The sequence below is a fragment of the Salinispora sp. H7-4 genome, from assembly GCF_013416675.1.
In the GTDB taxonomy this organism is placed as follows: domain Bacteria; phylum Actinomycetota; class Actinomycetes; order Mycobacteriales; family Micromonosporaceae; genus Micromonospora; species Micromonospora vitiensis.
Map to the genome: position 1 here is coordinate 81417 of NZ_JABZED010000002.1, position 21149 is coordinate 102565.

Genomic DNA, 21149 nt, shown 5'->3' on the forward strand with positions numbered 1-21149 from the left:
CGCCGTCCATAGTGCGAATCAAGAATGGAAAGTTGTCCCGTGAATCGGCGAAGCCGTGCCGGATCAGATTACGGGCTCCCCTCCTCCCCGCCTGATCCGTGCGCTCCGGCGACTACAAGATCCACCAAGCGACGAACGGGCCCTCGACCAGCCCAGAAGCCGAACCCGGGAACCGTTGACGCGGCGGCAACTCTCCGCCGATACGCCTGTTCCACCTCCACCCGTTGCCTCGGCCGGCCCAGATAGCGCATGGCCTCCGGATCCACGTCGAGCTCGACCTCACTGTCCACATGGTCGTCACTCCACGGCACGAGTTGGATCCGCCTGGTCCACCACATTGATTGGGCCACAGGCGGCATCCTGCCCCGGTCGAACCGGCCACCTCACGGGCGGGCACGTCAGCGTTCCGGGCGTAGCCAGCGGTCGAACCAGGCACGCGTGCGGTGTAGGACGTCGAGTTGGTGGGCGCGCTCGCGGATGGAGTGGCCCTCCCTCGGATAGATCACGAACTCGTGCTCAACGCCGAAGTGGCGTAGCGCCCGGTGGAGATACACGGCCTGGCCGAGCGGGACGTTGGTGTCCTCGGCACCGTGCATTATCAGCACCGGAGTACGGATGCGGCTGGCGAAGGAGATCGGGCTGACCGCGTCATGCGGGTGCGGTCCGATGCCGGACCAGCCGGTGCTGCCGCCGAGTGCGGCTTCGAACTGGCCGTTCTCCCCGGTCGCGGCGAGCATGCCCCAGTCGGTGACGCCGGCGCCGACCAGAGCGGCACGGAACCGGTCGGTCTGGCCGACGGCCCAGGCGGACATGAAGCCGCCGTGACTCGACCCGGCGATGCCCAGCCGGTCGGGGTCGGCGATGCCCTGGGCGACGAGCAGGTCGATGCCGGTCAAAATGTCGGTCCACTCCTCCCGGCCGACCCGGCCCGCAACGCGGGCGGCGAACTGGTGGCCGTGGCCCTGCCCACCGCGCGGGTTGGGCAGAAACACCGCGTAGCCGGCGGTGGCCAGCCATTGGCCGCTGGGGAACCAGAACAACTGGCAGCGGTCGGCGTGCCGGTCGTACGGGCCCCCGTGCACGATCGTGACCAGCGGGAACGGGCCGTCAGCCGCGGTCTTTCCCACCGGGAGGACGAGCAGGCCGTCCAGAGCGAGGCCGTCGGCGGCGTGGTAAGTCAGCGGTTGCTGCGTGCCGAGCGGGATCCCGGCCAGTTCCGGACGGGTGTCGGTGACTTTTCGCAGCGGTCCGGCCGGTGACCCGAAGTAGACGTTGGGGAGTTGATACCGGCTGCCGGTCAGCGCGGCGACTTCCGCGCCGGTGCGGGTGGCGGTGAGGCCGTCGAGACGTCCCCGGTGCTGGGACAGGGGTGTGAGTTCGTTGGGGTCGATCCGGGCCAGGGTGGTGTGCAGGCCCTCGGCGAACACCACCAGTGCGGCGGCGTCGGTTTGGCGCAGTTCGGTGGGGCACATCGACAGCCCGGCGGTGCGGTTCCGCAGGACACGATCGTCCAGGGCAAGGTCGAACACGGCGCTACCGGCCTGTAGACCCGGTGGGGTGAGGGCGAGGTATCCGAGGTGCCAACCGTCCTCCGCTGGCCACCAGGCCAGCGAGCGCGCGTCGGCGGCGACCGGCCCAAGGTCCTCCGCGATCCCGGTGTGGTGGTCGAACAGGTGCAGCCGGGCGGTGCGGGGACCGTAGTCGTTGTCGGCACTGGCCTGGGTGAGCACGGCGAGCGGGCCGCCGTCCGGTCGTTGTCGCAGTTCGACGACGTGCCGATCGCCGAACACGTTCGGCGTGGTGACCTGGCCGGTGTCGAGGTCGAGCAGTCGCAGCCTGGCCCGTGGCTCCCGCGCCCCGACGACGACAGCGTCGTCGCGGTCCCGGGCGCGGCGCTCGTCCTCCTCGGTGGGTTCATCCTGCGCGAGCAGGGCGACCTGGTTGGGGTCGGCGAGGGTCAGGTGGTCGGTGATACCGGCCCGCCACCCGGTCAACCCGGTCCTGGTGCCGTCAGCGAGAGTGAGCCGGTACAACTGCGGGACGCCGCGCTCGGCGCGGTCGGACAGGAAGAACAGCGTGCCCGAGTCTGTGGACCAGCGCGGCTGGGACTCCGTCGCGGTGTCCGCGGTCACCCGGCGTGCCGCACCGCTACCGTCGACATCGATCAGCCACAACTCGGTGTCGAGGTGGTCACCGACTCGGCTGGTGGGAGCCAGCACGTAACACATCGTACGGCCGTTCGGGGCGAGCGCCGGGGTCTGTGGGGCACGACCATCCACCACGAGTTCAGCGGTCAGAGCTTTCATGCGACCAGCTTGCCGCCTGGTCGGCCGTCGGCCATCGCACCGGTCGGTGCGATGAAGTCGAACCGGAACGTCACGGTCCCGCCGGCAGCCAGTGCAGCTGACGCCGTGCACCGGTAGCTGCCACCGGAGCCTGACAACTGACAGCCGCCGAGGCCTGGTCCATCAAGCTCCACCGTAGAGGGTGTGGCTACCCAACTCACTTCCGGCCGGTCGCCCAAGTCCTGTCCATCCGCAGAGCCTATCCAGGCATGTGGATTACGGGTAGGCCGTCGGCGTAGCGATGACCCTCGCCAGTCAGGATCGACGCTTGATGCTCCAGCGCTGCCCGCACCGTCGTGGCCAGGTCAGCGCGGCTGGTGACCTGGCGCCAGTAGGCCAACTCCAGCCAGTCCTCCCCCCAGGTCGGCAGCACCACGCAGGCATCCATACCCAGCAGCGCGTGCAGATCCTCCCGGCCTTTCGGATCGGCCAGCAGCGCCAGGGCCTCGGCGACGGTGACGCTGGTGACGCCTACCCGCTGCCGGTCGGTGACCACCTCCGCTACCGGCTCGACAGCGTGGATCGACCCGGCCACGTACGCCAACACCGCCGACCGGTCCAACACCAGGGTGATCGGAGCCCCCTGGTCCTCGGCGCTCACGCGGCCGGCGCCTGCTGGTCGCCGCCGGACAACCCACGCTCCACGTGCTCACGCACCTGCTGCTGCAGCGCGGCGTACCGCTCGGGCGTCCACTCGGCCTGCACCGCGTACCGGCGCGCACGAGCGGCAGTCATCCCCTCATCAGTGAGGATGACCCCCCGACGCCCCTGCTCAGCACGGAACTGTTCCCATGCCCGTTGCGCACGTACTGCCCCGGTCACATAGGCGCTCGCCCGCCCCTTGCCCTGGCTCTCCAGGGTCTCGGCCACATCCGGAGGCACGCTGATCGACAACTTACGGAACTCGGTCATACCGAAACCTTACTACGGTAGCACCCGCGATTGCTGGCAAGCGCGCCAACAGGTATTGATAGACCCGCCCCGGACTCCTTTCCACAACATGTGGATAGAATATGTGTACGAATGGCCGCTGCGACAACTCGCACCGGCCGGTCCTCGACGCGCTGCACCTGGTACGCCGCTACCGGTCGCAGACCTAACCGCTGTACCGATCTTCCTTCTGACGTGTACTGCATTCGATGCGAACTGGCGACACTTTGCATGCCGTCCGGACGGCCGGGCATCAGCGCTTTGAGCAGGGCATACGCGGGCGATGCTCGACGGGTGGCGCGACCAACAGCTGGCCTGCAGCCTCGCGGCGAGCACGGTGGGGGCCGGCGCTCCGGCCAGGCGATCCGCCCTCGCAGCCCATCCACGCTCATCAACGCCCTCGGCATCCCAGCCGCAGCCGGCTGCGCCGTCGCGATTCGCCAGCACGTCCTTGACAGGCCAGCGCCCGTCGTCGCCACCGCGGCTACCACCACGCGACTCGCTCGTGAGGCCGGCACAACCTGGTCCAGCGACGCCCCCAGCGAGCATGGACGCTGAGAACCGAGCCTGCTCGGCGTCGATCTGAGCACGCCGTGCCTGTCTCCGAGCGCACGGCAGTCAATGACCGGCCGGCACTGGCATGAGCAGCCAGCGCGCGAAACAGCTCTCATCGTCAAGCGTCGTACACCAGCGGACCTTCAACCGGTACGCCGTCACACCGTCCGTGCCGATCAGCAGCCCCGGGTCGACGCCCCGCGACGGTGAGTCGTGTTTTGCCGGCACTCGACCCAGCTGTCGTCCCCAACGACGCCGTCTCCGCCGACGAGAGCCGCCATCCGCGAGCCGACCGTGAGCCAGGTTTCCCGCCACGTCAAGTGCACGGTCCGATCAAACTCGCCATCGGTGTGCCCACGCCAATCACTGCGCCCGGCGCTGTCAATGGCGAGGAACTGCTCGCCGTTGGTCCACAGCCGCCCGACATGATCCCAGTCGTTCCGCACCACGCCAGCATCTCGATCGACCTGCAGGGATCCGACCTCGGGTGAACCCTACTCACGGCCTTCATTAAACACGCAGCGTAGTTGATTGCCGGGAGACCGAGCCGAATGCGCGACGGTTCGATAAGCGCTCTCACCAGACTCAACTCCGAAGCCCACAAGTGAGGTAGAGAGCGTATACCACTCACAGTTACTTCGATGCCAGCCGAGCTGCGAACTCACGACAGTTCGACTACCTCACCCTGCCAGTCGGACGGGCCACAGCGCCGACGCTCTCAGGCACGGTAGACCAAGAAGATACGCCGGTTGTCATCCGGCCCGAGATCCCGGTAAAAAGCGTCGTCTTTCCCACCGGACCAGACGTCAACCAGCCAACGGGACTGCAGGCTGTCCGCGCCATCCTTAGCCGCCGGCGACTTCATGCCCAGCCGGAACGTCCGGGACCTGCCGGGAGCCAGGTAGCCCTTGTCGCACTTCGCCCCCGCCGGGAACCCGGACTCTTTCGAACGGAGCGGCGTGCAGCCCGACCAGTCACCACCGTCTACGGTCATGCTCTCCGGCACCTCGACGATGAAGGTCAGCCCCCACACCGGTTCCGGTCCACGGTTGTGGACGGTCACCGCCAGCTTGCCGTGCCGGATGCCGTCCACTGGCCGGTCGAGCCGCAGGCCCGTGGTCTGTGTCACCAGGTCGGTGATGTCTTCGGCCGGGTCGTACGACACCGGGGGCTTCGGCGTACCGGACGGACGGGTCGATGCCGGCAGGCTCGGCACACCCGTCGTCCTACCACCGGTCCCGTCGGGCGTCACGGCCGTCGGCTTCGCCGTGCTCGGGGGGTCGGCCCCGGCACCCGTGGAGGGCGTTGCCGACGGTCCCCCGCCTGCCGTCGGTGCCCCGGTCGTCACCGGCGCGCCGGAAGGCACCTCATCCACTCCACAGCCCGCCAGCCCTCCGACCATCGCGCCGGCCAGAACAACCGCCATGGCGGCGACCCAGCTTTGCCGACCGAAACCGATTCCGTTCCTGCGCATCGCTCCCCCTCCAAACAGGTTGCCGGGCTACCTCATCCGCCCGTAGTAATAGACATGCCAGGCCGCTCCCAGGTTGCACCCGATCGAGTACTCGCTACCCGGGCCCTTCGCTCCCGCGACAGTCAACGTCCTCTGGCTACAGTGGGTGGATGATCGATTCGGTGGATGTGGGTGAGGTCAGCGTCAGCTACCAACTGGTCGGGAATCCGGCCGGGCAACCCGTGGTGCTTTTGCACGGCCTGGGTGACAGTGGGCCGGGCTGGATGCCCGTATTGGCGGAGCTGGCTACCACCTTCCAGGTGTTCGTGCTGGATCTGCGGGGGCACGGGAACAGCAGCCGGCCTGGTACATACTCGTTCGAGTTGATGCGCGACGACGTACTCGGCTTCTTGGATGCGGTGGGGTTGACCCGCGCCGCGCTGGTCGGGCATTCCATGGGGGCGGTGGTGGGGATGTTGGTGGCGCAGGCAGCCCCGGACCGGGTCACGCAGCTGGTGTTGGAGGACGCGACCGTGCCCCGGCCCGGGGATCTGTACCGGCCGCCGCGGGCCGCGCCGGACGAGCCGACACCGTTTGACTTCGCGGTGGTCAACGCGCTTCGGGCGCAACTGACCGACCCGGATCCGGCCTGGTGGGAGGGGACAGACATGGTAAAGACACCGACGCTGATAGTTGACGGGGCCAGCAGTGACGACCGGCAGGCGTTGCTGGCGGCAACGGCGGCACGGATGCCGAACGCCAGGATGGTCACGATCACCGCGGGCCATCACGTGCACCGGGACCAGCCGGCCAGGTTCCTGGCGGCGGTCGAACCGTTCCTGCGGCAAGGCAGCACAACCTCACTCTGACGATCGACGGGCCCGGAGGCGTTGAGCCATGGATGTCGAGGAGTACACGCGAGCACTGGCCGCGGCGAACCGATACGGGTGGGCGGTCCTGGCCGCGTACGGGATCACCTGGCTCGTCGCCGCGATGGCGTGGGCGAAGGCCAGTGTGCGGACCGCCGCCATCGTCACGCTCTTCCAGGGCATGGTCGCGCTGCCGGTGGCCCTGGCGTTGACACTCCTGACCCCCGGCCCACCCCCACCCCACCATGCCGCCCTCGAATCGCTCTCGGTGACGATGGCCACTGGTCAGCTGCTCGGCCTCCCGATCGTCATCTTCCTGGTCCTGAGTAGGCGGTACACCTTGGTGCCGCTGGGCCTGGTCATCCTGCTGGTCGTGCACTTCGCGCCCTATTCGTGGCTCTACGGAACCCCGCTCTACCTCGTGCTGGGGGCTACGATCGCGCTGGCCGCCGCGCTCGTCAGCCACCGCGCCGAGCGCGAAGGCGGCCCCGGCTCCATCGTCGGCGCGCACCGAACATGCCTGTCGACCGGGATTCTCATGCTGAGCGGGGCTGCGGTCGCGCTGGCCCTCTGATTCAGCGGGCGGGACTGACCGGTTCGGGCGGACGCCGGCGGCCCGGTCAGGCGCTGGCCTACAAGGCGGGCGAGCGGGTGTGGCTGGCCGGCCGCTCGTCCTTCCCCGGCGACCGGCGCGCATTCCACCGGCACGCGCTGGAGCTGGGTTCGCTGGGCCTGGACCAGTTGACCGCCGCCCTCCAGCAGGTTGACCACGTGCGATCGGGCCGGCCATCATCGGTAAGCACTGAGACCGGGCCCGCAAGCCGCACCGCACCCCGGAAGTGACCGTAGCCCTCTGGGCGCTGCGCGGTCCGGGGCTACGCGGACCAGCCACCTGAAGTGGTCCTACCGGAATGAGGCTGACGGTTCCGCGCAAGGTAACACTTCGCGCGACAAGTTGGTGAAACGGAGAGTATGCATGCCCTGGTACGTCATCGTCGCACTTGTCAGCATGCTGATCTCCATTGGGACACTGCTGTCATACACCCAGCGCGAAAGACGTACACCGCGTCTCGTCGGGGTCGCGGCGGTGGCGCTGCCCCTCGCTTATGTGGGTGCTCTCGCCGCCTGGGCGATCACGGAGGGTTAGCTTCCTTGGTTGGTGGCAGCTGTGGCCTGGGCACCGGCCGCTGGGGCTGAGCTCAGCCCCTGTCCACAGTTAGGAGGCCCCGGCGGAACGCCTCGCCGACCGCCGCGGCACGGTCGTTGACGTCGAGCTTGGCGTAGACGTGCAGCAGGTGGCTCTTCACAGTTGCTTCGCTGATGAACAGCTTCCTGGCAGCTTCACGGTTGGTGGTGCCTTCCGCGATGAGGGCCAGGACTTCCAGCTCTCGAGCGCTGAGCGCGTTGACCGGGGTGCGCACCTGACCGAGTAGCCGGGTGGCGACGGACGGGGACAGCACCGCCTCGCCGCGTGCGGCCGCGTGGATCGCGTGCACGAGTTCATCGCGGCCGGTGTCCTTGAGTAGGTAGCCCGTGGCGCCGGCCTCGATGGCGGGCAGCACGTCACGGTCGGTGTCGTACGTGGTCAAGACGAGGATGCGGGCCGTTACGCCCACCCTGGTCAGCTCCAGGATCGCGGCTACCCCATTCATTCCGGGCATCCGCAGGTCCATGAGGATCACGTCCGGACCCAACGCGCGGGCAAGGTCCACGGCCTGCGCGCCGTTGGTGGCCTCGCCAAGTACCTCGAACTGCGGGTCGCCGTCCAACATCCCGCGGATGCCACCCCGGACGATGGGATGATCGTCAACGATGAGTAGCCGGATCGGCGGGTCAATCACGGGTCACCGCCGGGACACTGGCCGAGATCGCTGTGCCGGCGCCCAGCGCCGACTCAATCTCCAGGGTGCCCGCGAGGCGGTCCACCCGCCTGCGCATCGAGGTGAGGCCGAAACCACCACCGTCGCGGACCTGCGTCGGGTCGAATCCGGCACCATCGTCACGCACATCCAGCATGGTGACATCCTCCATGTACGAGAGGGTGAGCCCGACCCGGGACGCGTCGGCGTGTTTGGCCGCATTGGCCAACGCCTCCTGCGCGGTACGCAGCAGCGTCTCCTCGATCTCCGGATGCATGCGCCGGACCGTACCAGTGACGGTGAACGTGGCGGCCATCTCGTTGTGCTCCCCCCACTCGGTGATGACCGCCCGCAGCGCCTGGTCCAGCGGCGCCGCCGCCAGATGTCCGGGGCCGACCGCATGCACAGATCGACGGGCCTCGGTGAGGCTGTCGCGGGCCAGCCGGACGGCGATGTCCACGTGTCGCTGCCAGTCCTCGGCCCGCCGCGCCGCCTGTAGCTGAGTGATGATGCCGGTCAGACCCTGGCCGAGCGTGTCGTGAATCTCGGCGGCCATCCGCTGCCGCTCGTCCAGGACGCCCGCCTCACGAGCCTGGATCAGCAGTTGGGCCTGTAGGCCGGCGTTCTCTCGCATGGTGTCTTGGAGCTGTTTGACCATGCGGGTGCGCTCGGCGCTGCGTTCCCGGGTGATATCACCAATGAAACTGAACATCGCGACCCCACCCACGATCGCCGCGGTGAAGAACAGGAACGTGAGGACGCTGGCCGGGGTGGCCTCGGGCGGCCCGCCGCTGTAGGTCAGGACGCTGATCGCCGCAGTAGCGCTCACCCCGACGAAGCGCCAACGGCCTCGTAGGTAACACCACGAGTGTAGGTAGCCGACGAAGCCGAAGAACGGCGCGAACCAAGTCCCCTGTGTGCACAGCAGGCCGATCAACGCCACCAGCCCGGCGACGTACGCGGGGCCACGCGGCACCAGCCACAGCCAGCCGGCCGCGGCCGCGGCCAACGCGAGCATCGGCCATGGCCGTTCCCCTGTCACCAGGCACAGAGCGACGGCGACCGCCAGCAGCACGTAGGGCGCCACGGCCAGCTGCCGTTCCTGCAGCCGCTCCCACCGTTCCAGCCGCTCCGGCCGCTCCCACCGTTCCAGCCGCTCCGGCCGCTCCCACCGTTCCAGCCGTTCCAGCCGTTCCAGCCGTTCCAGCCGTTCCGTCATGGTCACTCCCAACGAAAGAACCTGGCCGCCGCGGCGCTGATCGCCACACCATAGGCAGCGAGGACCGCGAGCAGGACCGGGCTGGGCGTGGTGTCCGTCCACAGCTGGTGCATGCTCTGTCGAAAGGCGCCAAGCGGTGTGTACTCGCCGACGCGGGCGAGTAGTTTCGGCATCTGGTCGGTGGGTTGCATGAGCCCGGCGAGGTAGGCCATCGGGAAGTACAGCAACACACCGAGGCCGTTTGCGGTCCGGCCGCTGCGGGCGAGTGCGGCGATGAGCAGGCCGACGGCGAACATGGCCCCGGTGCCGAGCAGGAACGTCACCGCGATTTGCCCCACGGCGGTGGGCAGGTCAGCGTTGAGGACGGTACCGGCGATCGCGATCAGTAGCGCACCCGTGGTCAGCGTCAGGACCAGCTGCAGAATGACCTGGACGGCGAGCAGGTTCGCGGGCCGGACCGGCGTGGTGGACATCCGACGTAGGATGCCTCGCTCGCGGTAGGTGGCCAGGGTCGTCGGCAGTAGGTACAGCCCCACCAGTCCCACGGCGATCGCCAACGCCATCGGTAGGAGAACGGTGTCGCCGGGCTCGATGGAACTGCCGAACGCCAGCAGGATGAACAGCGGAATCAGCAGCGTGAAGATCGCCCCAGGCTCCCTGGCCAGCAGCTTCACTTCGACGACGGCAAGCTTGCCCATAATCGCCTTCCTTTGTCGGTTCGAAACAGGGCTAGTCGAAGGGCTGGCCGGTCAGGGCGATGAACGCGTCGTCGAGGGTGCGCCTGTCGATGCGCAGGTCGCTGACCAGTACGTGGTCACGGGCGAGTTGGGCGGTGACGGCGGCCGCGAAGTCACCCCGGCCGGTCACGACGACGTAGTCCCCGTTCCTGGTCACCCGGACCACCCCGGGCAGGCCGGCCACGTCGGCCAGGTCACCGGCGATGAGCGTGAACCGCATCTCGTACTCGGCGTCGATCTCGGCCACAATGCCGGACGGGGTGTCCAGTGTGACGATGCGGCCCTGGTCAAAGATGGCGGCACGGTCGCACAGCTCCTCGACCTCGTCCATGTAGTGGCTGACCAGAACGACGGTCACACCGGTCGCGCGAATCTGCTTGATCAGAGCCCAGGTGGCGCGGCGGGCCTGCGGGTCCAGGCCGGTGGTCAGCTCGTCCAGAAACACCACACGTGGGTCGCCCACCAACGCCAACGCGATAAACAGCCGCTGCCGCTGCCCTCCGGACAGCTTGCCGAACCGGGCATCGCGTTTGTCTTCCAGCCCCCATTGCTGCAGTAGTTCCCGCCAGTCACAGGGTTTCGCGTAGAACGAGGCGTACAGGTCCAGCGCCTCCCACACCTTCAGGTTGTCCGGTAGCTGCGTGTCCTGGAGTTGGACGCCGGTCTGCTCGCACAGTGTGCCCCGGTTCTCGATCGGGTCGAGGCCGAGCACCCGGATCGACCCACCGTCGGGCCGGCGCAGACCCTCCACACACTCCACAGCGGTGGTCTTGCCGGCACCGTTCGGGCCGAGGATGCCGAAGATCTCGCCCTCCTCGACACTGAACGACACCCCGTCCAGCACCATCAGATCCGCGTACCGCTTGCGAAGATCCCTGACTTCGATGACTGCCACGCACCAAGGATCTGCGCCCGGCGCCGCGTCCGAATCGGTCCGCCGGCCACATCGGCCCCTGGATTCTGATGATCCAAAAATCCGCCACCTGGTTGATGGCTTCCCGTGGGTTGAGCTGAGCCGAAGGGTGGGTTCACCGGGAACCGTCAGCGCTGGTTCGCCGGAGACTCGGGCAGCCGAGTTTCACCCGTCGGGGATGAGTACCTCGTCGAGCCAGAGGCGTTGGGTGAACCCCGCCGCGCTCGGCGCGCTTGCTGGCAGCCGCCTCCTCTACTTGCACCTCGGTGAAGCCAGACGCGATCGTCAGGGCGGCGAGTACTTCGCGCACGTCGGCAAGTTCACGAAGTCGCGCGTTCGGCTCGGCGGTTGCGACCTCCTCCGCCTCCTCGTGCAGTTTCGCGATCAGCGCTGGAAGTAGGTCCGGTTCGTCCAGTACCCGGACCCTTGGGATCTGGCCATCGGCGGTGATGATTTCCGGAATGCGATCACGCACGAGCTTGCCGTAAACGATCTTCTGTTGGTGGGGCATCCCGTCATCATTCCGTTCGGCGGTTCGGCCGCCGTCGTGTGGTCCACTGACATGATCTCAACAAGAGTGCGTGGCCCGGTGTGCCCGACGTGAGCACGGCGGCCGCCGAGGCGACACACTCCACGGTCTCCCGGCCACGGTGCAGCTACAGATGGACGCTGTCGAGCACGGCCAGCGCCCTGGCATGGTCGTCGGGGTAGCCCGGTAGCCGGTCGCGGTCCGGGCGGCGGGCGGGATCACCCCGGCCTGTTCGTAGTTGCGGACCGCTTGCGGCGACAGTCCATGCCCGTGCCAGATCCACTGGCCGACACCCGAGTTTGAGGCTTCAAACGGCGGTTCCCCTGGTGAATACGGAAAAGGTTCAACCGGTGGTTCAACGATACGGTTAAGGTCATGGTTTTCGACACCGAGTTGACGTCCTTGCTCGCCACCCGCCGGCCACACCTACTCGCGATCGGTGAGCCCTACCACGGCGAACCGGCGTTCCCGCGTCTGCGTAACCGGATCCTGGAAACACTCGCCGGGCACGGCTTCCGGTCGATCGCGATCGAGTCGGACCGCGCCGCCGGCCTCGCCGTCGACGACTACGTGCAGGGCCGCCGCGACGATGTGGATTTGGACACCGGTATCAGCCACGGCTGGGGCGCCCACCCAGCAACCCGAGAACTGGTCGACTGGCTGCGCGCGCACAATGACGGGCTGCCGCCCGAGCAACGCATCACCTTCCACGGCTTCGACGCGCCCACCGAGATCACCGGCGTACCCAGCCCCGGCCCGCTGCTGCGCGAGTTGCGCGACTACCTCGACGTGCCGGCACCGGATCTGGACAGCCTGGTCGGTGACGAGAACCGCTGGGCCGACCAGGAAATCATGTTCGACGCGACCCGATCGCCCGGCCGCTCACCACAGGCCGCCGCACTGCGCGGCCTGGCCGAAGACCTCCGCACCCAGCTGCACGCCGACGCACCCCGCCTGATCGCCGACACCGGCACACACGCGTTCCACCGCGCCAGGGTGCTCGCTACCACCGTCATCGGTCTGCTCACCTACCACGCCGCCATGGCTGAACCCGGCACGCAGTCGCAGCGGATCGGCCGGCTGCTCGCCGTCCGTGACGCGCTGATGGCGCAGAATCTGCTCGACATCCTCACGCTCGAACGCGACCGCGGGCCGATCCTGGTCTCGGCCAACAACGCCCACCTGCAACGGCACCCATCCCGGTGGGACACCCATTGGGACGGTCAGGACTTGGCCGCCCAATGGAATGGTGCCGGTTCGATCGTGTCGCCGCTGCTCGGGGACAAGTACCTGTACGTGGCAGGCAGCCTCGGGGCCAGCGGCCCCGTCGGCCTCGGGCAACCGGAATCCGGTACCTACGAGGACCGGCTCGGCCCACATACCGGGATCTTCCCGCCCCCGGCCGGTGACGACCTGCGCGAACGCGTGGTGGACCTACTCGGGCATTTCCCGCTGGACAGTGCCACGATCGAGACCTGCGACGCGATCCTGCACATCGGCTCCGAACCCGGTGCGGCCGACGCCGCCCGGATCACCGGTCTTCCCGGGGTGACTGAGACCCGGATCCAGGAAGACTCCGACATGCCGCCCTACACCTGGGGCGACCGGTTCTTCTTCGCCGGCGAGGACCGAAAACGTCCGTTCGTCACGATCGTCGGGCACGACGTGCCCGGCTTCGACGAACAGTCCCGCCTGTCCGAGCCCGGACGGTACCGGCTCAACATCGAAGTCGGCCGCGACGAGTTCCGGAGGCTGTTCGGCTACGGCCCGGAGGAATTCGCCGCGCACAGCAACGAGATCGAATTCGCGCAGGCCGACCGATTGATACCCCACCCGGCCTACGCCGTGCAGGGCTGGGCGAGCGTGGTCAACCCAGGCCCGGCCACCGCGGACGAGGTAGAACGACTGCTCACACAAGCAAGGACCCGCAGCGCCGAACGCGAACACCGCAGGAACCCGCGCTCATAAGTCCAGGCGCGTCAGATCCCCACGACGAAGTCCAGAGAACGTTTGAGGGTCCACCGGGACACGCCGAGCTTGCCAGCGACAGCGGCCTGAGTCTGACCAGCGCTTAATAGGATCCGCGCGTCGGTGACCTGCTCGGCGCTCAGCGCCCGCGGCCTACCCCCGACCCGGCCGCGGGCGCGGGCGGCGTCGAGACCTTCGCGGGTGCCCTTGACTATCTGCTGGCGCTGAAACGTGGCGATGGCGGCCCACAGGGTGAAGATCAGTTCCCCGGACATGCCATCACTGGTGTCGAGCACGACGCCGTCGGAGTACGACAGTGGTGGCCGTGAGCGTGCAGGTCATCGTCGATGCTGGCCAGCAGTTCTCGGGTATCGCGGCCCAGCCGGGTCAGGTCGAGTACGACGAAGGTGCCACCGCAGCGTATGTGCTCGAGGGCCGCGGTCAGTACGGGGCGGGTCGTGCCCTTCTTGCCGGATGCCTTGTCGAGGTAGATCCGGCCGCAGCCAGGCGGCCTTGGGCGCGTCGATCTGCCGAGCGAGTTCCTGGGCGTCGGTCGACACCCAGGCCAGCCCGATCAGGCCCTCGCGGACGCCCCTGACTGTGCGGCCGCCCCTAATTATCGAATTTCTATTACCGATAATCCGACAATCCTTAGGACCGAACAAAACGGACAAAATTTCGATGCATCATAATGACGGTTATGGTGTACCGGTGTCCGCAGTCGCTACCGCGGGGTCCAGTGGTGTCTGTCCTGGCTCGGTGCACCTGCCTGATGCGACGCAGTGCAGTTGACGCCGTGGATCGGTGGATCTGATGCTGGCTCAGTGAAAGTGATGCCATAGCGTCGCCGGGTGGGTTTGCTGTTGGTGCTGCGCCCTCCGCAGCCGCGTCCGCAGAGCCTGCGTCGTGCTACCCGGGCGCAGCGGCGTGAGCACAATCGCGCCGACGCCGAAGAGTGGGCCACCGCGGAGGAGCGCGGCTTGCTGCTCGACGTGTCTGTGGAGAGGCTGCTGCCGTTGATGAACGCGGCCGGCGGAAGCCGACTGCCGATCTTGGGCCAGCTCGACCCATGGTCAGATGGCGTACTCCGCCGTAAGGATCTGCCGCAGCTCAATGCCGAAGTCGACCGTCTGGAGACGGTGGCTGGTGACAACGTGGAGCGTGGACTGGTGGCGGCGCTACGGGCGTTGCTGGTGCGATGGCGTGACGAGCCGGGCCTGTCGCTCCACTGGTACGGAGACTGAGTTCCATTCCGCGACAGGGATCTGCCCCCGTGGGGTCAACGCAAGAGACGTCGTCAGGAGGCCAGGGTTGGCGAAGCGCCTCCGGGCCATTCCCGGTTCCCGGATGGTCCCTCCGGCCGGATTCGAAGTTGCGTATGTCGGTCCCGACGGCGATGAGGTCCGTCGGACGATGGTGAGGCTGCGATGGGTGCCATTCGAGCGGCTGTCGCCGGTGCGATCGTTTCCGTCGTACTGGGGTCAGCGCAACTACCCGGGCTGCTACTGGTCGGCCAGTTCAGGGAGGCATGTCGGGTACGAGTCCTGGCTGGAGCGGGACGAGGCGATGGCAATGGACTTCGACCCGACGGTGGTCGCATTCGCGGCACAACCGTTCTGGCTATTTTGGCCGGAGGGCAGTGGGGTCCGGTCGCACCCGCCGGACTTCTTTGCGCGCAAGGCGGACGGAACGGGTGTCATGTCCGTCGCCGAACCGCTTGACGGTGGATAGGGTCCCCGGATGCCCGATGCGATCTTTGCCCACCCTCGCCTCGCACCTGTCTACGACGCTTTCGATGGAGACCGCGACGACTTGGCCGCCTACCTCGCGATCGTCGGCGAGCTGACCGCGAACCTCGTGCTTGACATCGGTTGCGGAACAGGATCCCTCGCGATCCTGCTCGCTGGAAGCGGCTACAACGTCGTGGGCGTCGACCCAGCCGAAGCATCACTCAAGATCGCGAAGCTGAAAGATCAGGCGGGGAGGATCCGCTGGATCCACGGTGACGCCACGGCACTGCCGGCGCTCGATGCCGACCTGGCGACGATGACAGGGAACGTGGCCCAAGTCTTCCTTACCGACGACGACTGGGCGCAGACCCTCCATAGCATCCACACCGCCCTTCGCCCGAACGGCTATCTCGTCTTCGAAACCAGATGCCCCGAACATCGCGCTTGGGAGGAATGGGCAGCGGACGTCGATCCGATCACCCTTGACATCCCCGGCATCGGGCCGGTGGAGCAGCGCCTTGAGGTCACCGACGTCGACCTGCCATTCGTCTCCTTCCGGCACACCTACCGCTTCCTGATCGGCGGCGCGACCATCACCTCGGACTCGACCCTCCGGTTCCGCAGTCATGACGAGGTCGAATCGACTCTGGCCGCCAACGGCTACCGAGTCCTCGACGTGCGGGAGGCGCCCGATCGCCCGGGTCGAGAGCTCGTGTTCATCGCCGAACGTTCGACCTGAAGCAGCCAACCCGGGCAACCTAAACCTCCCGGCTGTTCCCGCCGAACCATTGCTGGAAGGCGAGATCCCCGACTTGCCTCAGAATCACTGGCAGAACAAGGGCGATTCCTCTGCCAGCCAACTTGAGGCAGCCACCAGTCGGGAAAGTCGACCCGCTGGTAGTCGTACGGCAGCGTCAGGTGGATCGGTTTGGCAGGAGGCAGAACGGGTGTCCGGCAGGGTCGGCATAGACCCGCCAGCCCCGTTTGCGGTCCAGCACGGTCCCGCCGAGCGTCAGCACCTGCTGCTCCGCCGCATCGAGGTCGACAACTCGGAAGTCGAGGTGGAACTGCTGCGGATGGTCCGGAGCGGGCCAACGTGGCGGCTGATAGGTAGCGACCCGTTGGAAGGCAAAGACGAACCCAGTGGGGGTGTGCAGGGTGGCCCAGTCGTCGTCTGTGTTCCACCGCGGATCAACCTGGTTGACCGTCCCACCAAGTAGCCCCTGGTAGAACTCGGCCAGCCCGGGCGGATCTGGACAGTCCAGAACGACACACTCCAGCTCGGCGATCATCGATCGCGCCTCGTTTCCCGGATCATGGTCGACATCCTCACACCGTCCGGCCGGCGGCTGTACGGCACACAGCTGCTCGACTCAACCAGTGGCGTGGCTCGCCCACGCCAGCACGTCTTCCGGTGCGGCATCGCAGCCGAGGGCGGCTTGCTGCACCGCGGTGACCTGGTAGATTCTCCACTCACCACCGGCGGCCCGGAGGACATGTCCCGTGCAGGGACACTCGCGGGAGACAAGAACGGCGACTTCTGGAGCCACCGACGCGGGCATGAGTTCGTGCGGTTGCACGGTACGACGGAAGATGCGGGTGGCAGCCACCGGGCAGATCGCGTTGACCAGGATCCCGTGTGCTCGGCCTTCGCCAGCGAGCGCGTTCATAAGACCGAACTGTGACGCCTTACGCGCCTGGGCCGAGCAACAGGCACCGCTGCCGGAGCACCTGCGACCCGGCCTGGAGCAGGAGGCGTACCAGCGGCTACGCGCTGCCGACCGGGTGTACAAGCTACGCGACCTCGGCCCGGCGGCTTTCCACGACTGGGGCGGCGTGCCCCGATCGAGGACCTCAAGAACATGGTACGGGCCTGCTGCGCTGCTCAACTGCGGTTCACTCAGCCGTAGGTTCCACCCGAGCCACAACCGTCACCTACAGGAACACCGGTAAGGCGACCAGCCCGCGTAGTCGGAACGATTCCCGCCACCGGATGTCCTGGGCAGACACGGCCAGCCGGATCCCGGGAAAGCGGTTGAGCAGGCTGGTGACGGCCACGGTCGTCTGGAGGCGGGCGAGTGGTGCACCCAGGCAGTAGTGGATGCCGTGACCAAAGGACAGGTGCGGGCGCCGCATGCCGGCCGTACCGAGTGTGTCGGGTTCAGTGAATTGTGCGGGGTCGCGGTTCGCGCTGGCCAGACAGAGCCAGATGCGATCGCCGGCGGGGATCAGCTGGCCGGCGATGGTGACGGGTTCACGGGCGAACCGTCGTACTGCCAGCGGGAAGGAGGGGTTCCACCGCAGGACGCCGTCGACGAGTTCATCGACGGCCAGCGACCCGGTGCGTACCGCGTCGGCTAGCTCCGCGTTGGTGAGTAGCGCGTGGGCTACGTTGCCGATGAGCGCGGCGGTGTTGTCGTAACCGGCGAACATGAGCAGGAAGAGCATCGCGACGAGTTCGTCGTCGGTGAGCCGGTCGCCGTCCGCACGGGCGGCGAGGAGACCCGTCAGCAGGTCATCGCCGGGCTGCGCTCTCTTGTGTGCCACCTGTTCGATCAGGAACCGCCGCATGTTGACCATGGCCGATCGGGACTGGGCGGGCTGATTGGCGTCGGCGGAGAGCAGGGTGTTCGTCCACGTCCGAAAGTCGACGCTGGTCTGGGTGGGCAGGCCGAGGAGTTCCTGCATGACCTGCAGGGGCAACGGTGACGCGAGGGAGCCGATCAGCTCCGCCTGGTCGTTGCCAGCCAGACCGTCCAGCAGCGTGCTGACGATCCGCTCCACCGCGGGGCGCAGGTCGGCGACGCGGCGAGGGGTGAAGGCGGCGGCGGCGAAACGTCGGAGCCGAGTGTGGTCGGGCGGGTCGCGGTTGAGTAGATGCGCGTCCAGCTCGGGGGGCAGCGACGAACCGTGCTCACCATCGGTGCTGCTGAGGCGTTTGTCGACCGACAGGCGCGGGTCGGTGAATGCCGCTCGTACGTCGTCGTAGCGGGTGACCAACCACGCGGGAGCGCCGTCCGGCGTGCGGATGTGATGCACCGGAGCTTCGTCCCGCAGCGCGTTGTACCGCCGGTGCGGGTCGCGAAGCAGGAGCTGGTCGAAGACGGGAGCCGGTGGTGACGTCATGCCCTCCTGGGCCAACACGTGGAACGTGGCAGCGGCGACGATCGGGGTATCGGTGCAGCAGACCCTGGCTTCGTCGAGTATAGGAGCCTTCGTAGTGCCCGGTTGGGGGCGGCACCGGGCCGAGGGTCGCCGGCATGCAGACGTGGTGAAATCGATTGAGGCGACCCGCTCGACCGCGCCATTATGCCCCTCGTGACCCAGGCCATTTTGTGGACCGCGCGAATCCAACTCGTGCCGTTGGGCGACGATCACCTGGCGGGTGAGGTCCAGCTCGACGCGGATCCGGAAGTCATGCGCTACCTGGGCCGGCCGCGGCAGCGGGCGGAAGTGGCGCAGGTGCATCGGCAGCGAATCGCCGCCGCGTCGAAGGTCCCCGGGCTCGGTTTCTGGGCCGGGCTGGTGGCGGGCTCGTTTGTCGGATGGTGGGTTTTAGAGCCGCCGGAACGCGCGGATCAGGGGCCGGTTGAGGGGCAGGCGGAGTTGGGCTACCGGTTACTGCGCCGGTACTGGCGTCAAGGTCTGGCCAGCGAGGGCGCCCGTGAACTGATCCGGCACGGCTTCGCCGACCTGGACCTGCGCCGCATCTTCGCCGAGACGATGGCGGTGAACCTGCCCTCCCGCGCGACCATGGCCGCGGTCGGGCTGGACTACGTACGCACCTTCCACCGGCATTTCGACGACCCGCTGCCCGGCGGCGGGCACGGTGAGGTTGAGTACGCGGCCACCCGCCAGGAATGGCTGGCCAACCGACCAGCCGTCGTACCCCAGCCGGCATCCGGGAAGCACGGAACCTGACTGTCAACAGATCGGCCAAACGGGCGGTACCCGGTGTCAGCGTTGGTCGGCAGAATCAGCCCTCATGATCGATACCAGGGCTATCGGTGACACCTGCCCGGAGTGCGGCACTGTCACAGTCGCTCCGCGCGAGGCCCTGCCGTGGTGCCCGGCCTGCGAGTGGAACCTCGAAGCGTACGACGTTGAGCGCATCGGCCCGTTCTTCGGCTGGCGCTGGCTGGACCGACGGATCCACGACATCGGGTACCGGATGACCCGTCGCCAGTTCGACCGGCTACTCGGGCGATCGCTGGGCAGTAGTGGCGTCGGTGCAGCCGCCGTCGTCACCGCCGCCGCATCCTGCTTGTTGTTCCTCGGCGTGGTGGCCCTCGCTGCCACCGGGATCTGGCTGCTCGTCGGTTTCGCCTTCCCGGGCCCGTCGCTGCTGCTGGCGGTTCCCCTGCTCGCCCTCGCCGTCGGACTACGGCCCCGCTTCGGGCGGCTCGACCCCGCCGCCGACGTTCTCCGCCGAGACCGCGCACCCGAGCTTTTCGCCCTGGTGGACGAGGTGGCGCAGGCGGTAGGGGCGCCGGCTCCCGACGTGATTGCCGTCAACGCCGACTTCAACGCGTACGCGGCAACGGTAGGCATCCGCCGGCGGGTGCTGTGTCTCGGACTGCCGTACTGGGGGTCCCTCGCACCGCAGGAACGCGTCGCCCTGCTCGGTCACGAACTCGGCCACTTCGTCAACGGCGACCCGCGGCGGATGCTGCTCACCCAGCCGGCGTTCACCACCCTCGGCTCCGCGGCGGACCTTCTCCGCCCGGCGCCGTCGACCGCCCCCGGCCTCATCGAGTGGATCGGGGCGGCCCTTGGGCGGGTCATCCAATACCCGTTGTCCCGTCTGTTGTTCGTGCTGCATGTGGCACTCGTGTGCGTGGCGCTACGGGACAGTCAACGGGCCGAGTACCTGGCTGACGAGATGTCCGCGAAGGCCGCGGGAACCGCTGCCGCGACGAGCCTGCTGGATACCGCGCTACGGGTCGAGTCAATGTCGCTCGCCGTACGCCGGGAGTCCAGGGCGGGACACGGTGCCCAACGGTGGCAGGCGGCGGTCGCCGAGTCGCGGGCGGCCGGTGCCGACCAGCTGCCGCTGTTGCGGCAGCTGTCGGGCCGCGAGGAGGCGTCGCTGTTCTCCTCCCATCCGCCCACCGGTCTGCGTCACCTGATGCTCGAGGGCGTTGAGCGGCACGATCCGGCGGTGGTGCTCACCCAGCAGCGTTCCTCTCGCATCGACGACGAGCTGACCAAGGAGTACGAGTCAGCCCGCCGGGTGCTGGCCTGGTGAGTCCTTAGCTGAGGTGGCGGTGTCACCGCGACGGAGCTGCTCGAGATGGGAGAGGTAGTCCGCGAGGCGGGCGGATCCGGTGAGCATCGCCCGGCCGCGGGTCGTGAGCCGCTCCCGCCACTGTTCGATCGACGCCGCCAGTGGGCCGGCCCCGCCGGCGGCGCGCACCTGCTCGATCACCGCAGCGATGTGGTGTAGCAGGTAGCCTCCGCGTCGCAGGAGGTGGGCGAGTTCGGCGTCGCGTACGTCCTCGGGTGAGTAGACCCGCGCGGTCCGGGACCGGGCTGGGGCCAGGATGCCCGCCCGCTCCCATTTACGCAGCGTCGCTGGGGTGACACCGAGCCGGCGGGCGAGAACACCGACGGAGACCGACACGGCCGGACCAGGCGCGGCCGAGGTGGCTCCGGAGGCCAGCACGACGGCCGCCGCGGCAACCTGGTCCAGGGTCTCCCGGTCGCGGTGCAGCAGTACGTGGGCGGCATCGACAACGGTCAGGGCGGAGGGGAGGTCGCCCCGGAGGACCGCTCTCATGATCTGCCCGGCCGGCTGGAAGCCGTACCCCCGCACCAGCGCGACGTAGGCGGTCAGCGCGCCCGCATGGTTGTCGGTGTAGCTGCGGTAGCCGCTCGGCGTCCGCGAAGCCGGCGGGATCACTCCGGCCGCCTCGTAGTTGCGGACCGCCTGCGCGGAGAGCCCGTGCACCCGGGCAAGGTCCACCGGACGGTACACCGCCTTTTGAGACTTCAACAGCCGATCTCCCGTTGAACGATGGCCACAGTTTAAACCGAGGGTTC

Annotated in this window: 24 protein-coding genes and 2 pseudogenes; 9 read left to right on the forward strand and 17 right to left on the reverse strand. The window is 67.9% G+C overall.

Annotated elements, in window-relative coordinates; translation table 11 throughout:
* Positions 1 to 115: 115 nt before the first annotated feature.
* The 5 genes and pseudogenes from H0524_RS24380 to H0524_RS00425 all read right to left on the reverse strand — a co-directional run.
* Positions 116 to 359, reverse strand: a pseudogene (locus tag H0524_RS24380) (GNAT family N-acetyltransferase); the annotation flags it as partial.
* Positions 360 to 398: 39 nt separating this feature from the next.
* The gene (locus H0524_RS00410) at positions 399 to 2306 is read right to left on the reverse strand and encodes a prolyl oligopeptidase family serine peptidase (RefSeq protein ID WP_180196879.1); all 1908 of its coding nucleotides are present in this window, start codon (positions 2304 to 2306) and stop codon (positions 399 to 401) included.
* Positions 2307 to 2544: 238 nt separating this feature from the next.
* Entirely contained in the window at positions 2545 to 2946 is a 402-nt protein-coding gene (locus tag H0524_RS00415) for a hypothetical protein (RefSeq protein WP_180196880.1), read from the reverse strand.
* Positions 2943 to 3257, reverse strand: a complete 315-nt coding sequence (locus tag H0524_RS00420) for a hypothetical protein (protein WP_180196881.1) — start codon at positions 3255 to 3257, stop codon at positions 2943 to 2945. Before H0524_RS00420 ends, H0524_RS00415 begins: the two co-directional genes overlap by 4 nt.
* A gap of 1291 nt (positions 3258 to 4548) precedes the next feature.
* Complete coding sequence (locus H0524_RS00425) at positions 4549 to 5046, reverse strand: hypothetical protein (RefSeq protein ID WP_180196882.1); 498 nt, start codon at positions 5044 to 5046, stop codon at positions 4549 to 4551.
* A 425-nt stretch (positions 5047 to 5471) separates the two neighbouring features.
* Between H0524_RS00425 and H0524_RS00430 the strand changes: the two genes are divergently transcribed.
* The 3 genes from H0524_RS00430 to H0524_RS00440 are packed head-to-tail and all read left to right on the forward strand — an operon-like array spanning position 5472 to position 6995.
* Positions 5472 to 6152 carry an alpha/beta fold hydrolase gene (locus H0524_RS00430; protein WP_180197103.1) on the forward strand — a complete coding sequence of 227 codons (681 nt, stop codon included), beginning with the start codon at positions 5472 to 5474 and terminating at the stop codon, positions 6150 to 6152.
* 28 nt (positions 6153 to 6180) lie between these two features.
* Positions 6181 to 6726, forward strand: a complete 546-nt coding sequence (locus tag H0524_RS00435) for a DUF7010 family protein (RefSeq protein WP_180196883.1) — start codon at positions 6181 to 6183, stop codon at positions 6724 to 6726.
* Positions 6669 to 6995 carry a DUF885 family protein gene (locus H0524_RS00440; RefSeq protein WP_255435722.1) on the forward strand — a complete coding sequence of 109 codons (327 nt, stop codon included), beginning with the start codon at positions 6669 to 6671 and terminating at the stop codon, positions 6993 to 6995. Before H0524_RS00435 ends, H0524_RS00440 begins: the two co-directional genes overlap by 58 nt.
* A 356-nt stretch (positions 6996 to 7351) precedes the next feature.
* On the opposite strand, the gene H0524_RS00445 is transcribed toward H0524_RS00440, so the two are convergent.
* From H0524_RS00445 to H0524_RS25525, 6 genes and pseudogenes are all read right to left on the reverse strand, one after another.
* A complete protein-coding gene (locus H0524_RS00445; RefSeq protein ID WP_180196884.1) occupies positions 7352 to 7993 on the reverse strand; it encodes a response regulator transcription factor in 642 nt (213 codons plus the stop codon).
* Entirely contained in the window at positions 7986 to 9230 is a 1245-nt protein-coding gene (locus tag H0524_RS00450) for a sensor histidine kinase (protein WP_218941194.1), read from the reverse strand. Before H0524_RS00450 ends, H0524_RS00445 begins: the two co-directional genes overlap by 8 nt.
* A 2-nt stretch (positions 9231 to 9232) precedes the next feature.
* Positions 9233 to 9928 carry an ABC transporter permease gene (locus H0524_RS00455; protein WP_180196886.1) on the reverse strand — a complete coding sequence of 232 codons (696 nt, stop codon included), beginning with the start codon at positions 9926 to 9928 and terminating at the stop codon, positions 9233 to 9235.
* A 31-nt stretch (positions 9929 to 9959) separates the two neighbouring features.
* The gene (locus H0524_RS00460) at positions 9960 to 10862 is read right to left on the reverse strand and encodes an ABC transporter ATP-binding protein (RefSeq protein ID WP_180196887.1); all 903 of its coding nucleotides are present in this window, start codon (positions 10860 to 10862) and stop codon (positions 9960 to 9962) included.
* A 133-nt stretch (positions 10863 to 10995) separates the two neighbouring features.
* A complete protein-coding gene (locus H0524_RS00465; protein WP_255435723.1) occupies positions 10996 to 11391 on the reverse strand; it encodes a nucleoside triphosphate pyrophosphohydrolase in 396 nt (131 codons plus the stop codon).
* 184 nt (positions 11392 to 11575) lie between these two features.
* A pseudogene (locus H0524_RS25525) lies at positions 11576 to 11692 on the reverse strand (MerR family DNA-binding transcriptional regulator); the annotation flags it as partial.
* Between the two features lie 92 nt (positions 11693 to 11784).
* Here H0524_RS25525 and H0524_RS00475 point away from each other — a divergent pair.
* Positions 11785 to 13377, forward strand: a complete 1593-nt coding sequence (locus tag H0524_RS00475; RefSeq protein ID WP_180196888.1) for a DUF6194 family protein — start codon at positions 11785 to 11787, stop codon at positions 13375 to 13377.
* Positions 13378 to 13388: 11 nt separating this feature from the next.
* Here H0524_RS00475 and H0524_RS00480 read toward each other — a convergent pair whose 3' ends face one another.
* Together H0524_RS00480 and H0524_RS25530 are read right to left on the reverse strand one after the other, a co-directional pair.
* Positions 13389 to 13673 (reverse strand): recombinase family protein, encoded by a 285-nt coding sequence (locus H0524_RS00480; RefSeq protein ID WP_309224963.1) that lies wholly within the window; start codon positions 13671 to 13673, stop codon positions 13389 to 13391.
* A complete protein-coding gene (locus H0524_RS25530; protein ID WP_180197106.1) occupies positions 13637 to 13870 on the reverse strand; it encodes a recombinase family protein in 234 nt (77 codons plus the stop codon). The genes H0524_RS00480 and H0524_RS25530 overlap by 37 nt, the downstream gene beginning before the upstream one ends.
* A 358-nt stretch (positions 13871 to 14228) precedes the next feature.
* Here H0524_RS25530 and H0524_RS00490 point away from each other — a divergent pair, with 358 nt between their 5' ends.
* The 3 genes from H0524_RS00490 (at position 14229) to H0524_RS00500 (ending at position 15846) form a co-directional block, all read left to right on the forward strand.
* Positions 14229 to 14621: a hypothetical protein gene (locus H0524_RS00490; protein ID WP_180196889.1), complete on the forward strand. Its 393-nt coding sequence runs from the start codon at positions 14229 to 14231 to the stop codon at positions 14619 to 14621.
* 187 nt (positions 14622 to 14808) lie between these two features.
* Positions 14809 to 15108 carry a TnsA-like heteromeric transposase endonuclease subunit gene (locus tag H0524_RS00495; protein ID WP_309224964.1) on the forward strand — a complete coding sequence of 100 codons (300 nt, stop codon included), beginning with the start codon at positions 14809 to 14811 and terminating at the stop codon, positions 15106 to 15108.
* Between the two features lie 9 nt (positions 15109 to 15117).
* Entirely contained in the window at positions 15118 to 15846 is a 729-nt protein-coding gene (locus tag H0524_RS00500) for a bifunctional 2-polyprenyl-6-hydroxyphenol methylase/3-demethylubiquinol 3-O-methyltransferase UbiG (RefSeq protein WP_180196890.1), read from the forward strand.
* A 175-nt stretch (positions 15847 to 16021) separates the two neighbouring features.
* On the opposite strand, the gene H0524_RS00505 is transcribed toward H0524_RS00500, so the two are convergent.
* The 3 genes from H0524_RS00505 to H0524_RS00515 form a co-directional block, all read right to left on the reverse strand.
* Complete coding sequence (locus H0524_RS00505) at positions 16022 to 16399, reverse strand: VOC family protein (protein WP_180196891.1); 378 nt, start codon at positions 16397 to 16399, stop codon at positions 16022 to 16024.
* A gap of 81 nt (positions 16400 to 16480) precedes the next feature.
* Positions 16481 to 16777: a hypothetical protein gene (locus H0524_RS00510; protein ID WP_255435724.1), complete on the reverse strand. Its 297-nt coding sequence runs from the start codon at positions 16775 to 16777 to the stop codon at positions 16481 to 16483.
* 265 nt (positions 16778 to 17042) lie between these two features.
* Positions 17043 to 18233 (reverse strand): cytochrome P450, encoded by a 1191-nt coding sequence (locus tag H0524_RS00515; protein ID WP_180196892.1) that lies wholly within the window; start codon positions 18231 to 18233, stop codon positions 17043 to 17045.
* A 183-nt stretch (positions 18234 to 18416) separates the two neighbouring features.
* Between H0524_RS00515 and H0524_RS00520 the strand changes: the two genes are divergently transcribed.
* Together H0524_RS00520 and H0524_RS00525 are read left to right on the forward strand one after the other, a co-directional pair.
* Complete coding sequence (locus H0524_RS00520; RefSeq protein WP_180196893.1) at positions 18417 to 19028, forward strand: GNAT family N-acetyltransferase; 612 nt, start codon at positions 18417 to 18419, stop codon at positions 19026 to 19028.
* 64 nt (positions 19029 to 19092) lie between these two features.
* Positions 19093 to 20355 carry a M48 family metalloprotease gene (locus tag H0524_RS00525; protein WP_180196894.1) on the forward strand — a complete coding sequence of 421 codons (1263 nt, stop codon included), beginning with the start codon at positions 19093 to 19095 and terminating at the stop codon, positions 20353 to 20355.
* Here H0524_RS00525 and H0524_RS00530 read toward each other — a convergent pair.
* Positions 20329 to 21084 carry a MerR family transcriptional regulator gene (locus H0524_RS00530; protein ID WP_180197107.1) on the reverse strand — a complete coding sequence of 252 codons (756 nt, stop codon included), beginning with the start codon at positions 21082 to 21084 and terminating at the stop codon, positions 20329 to 20331. The two genes, H0524_RS00525 and H0524_RS00530, sit on opposite strands and share 27 nt — an antisense overlap.
* Positions 21085 to 21149 lie beyond the last annotated feature (65 nt).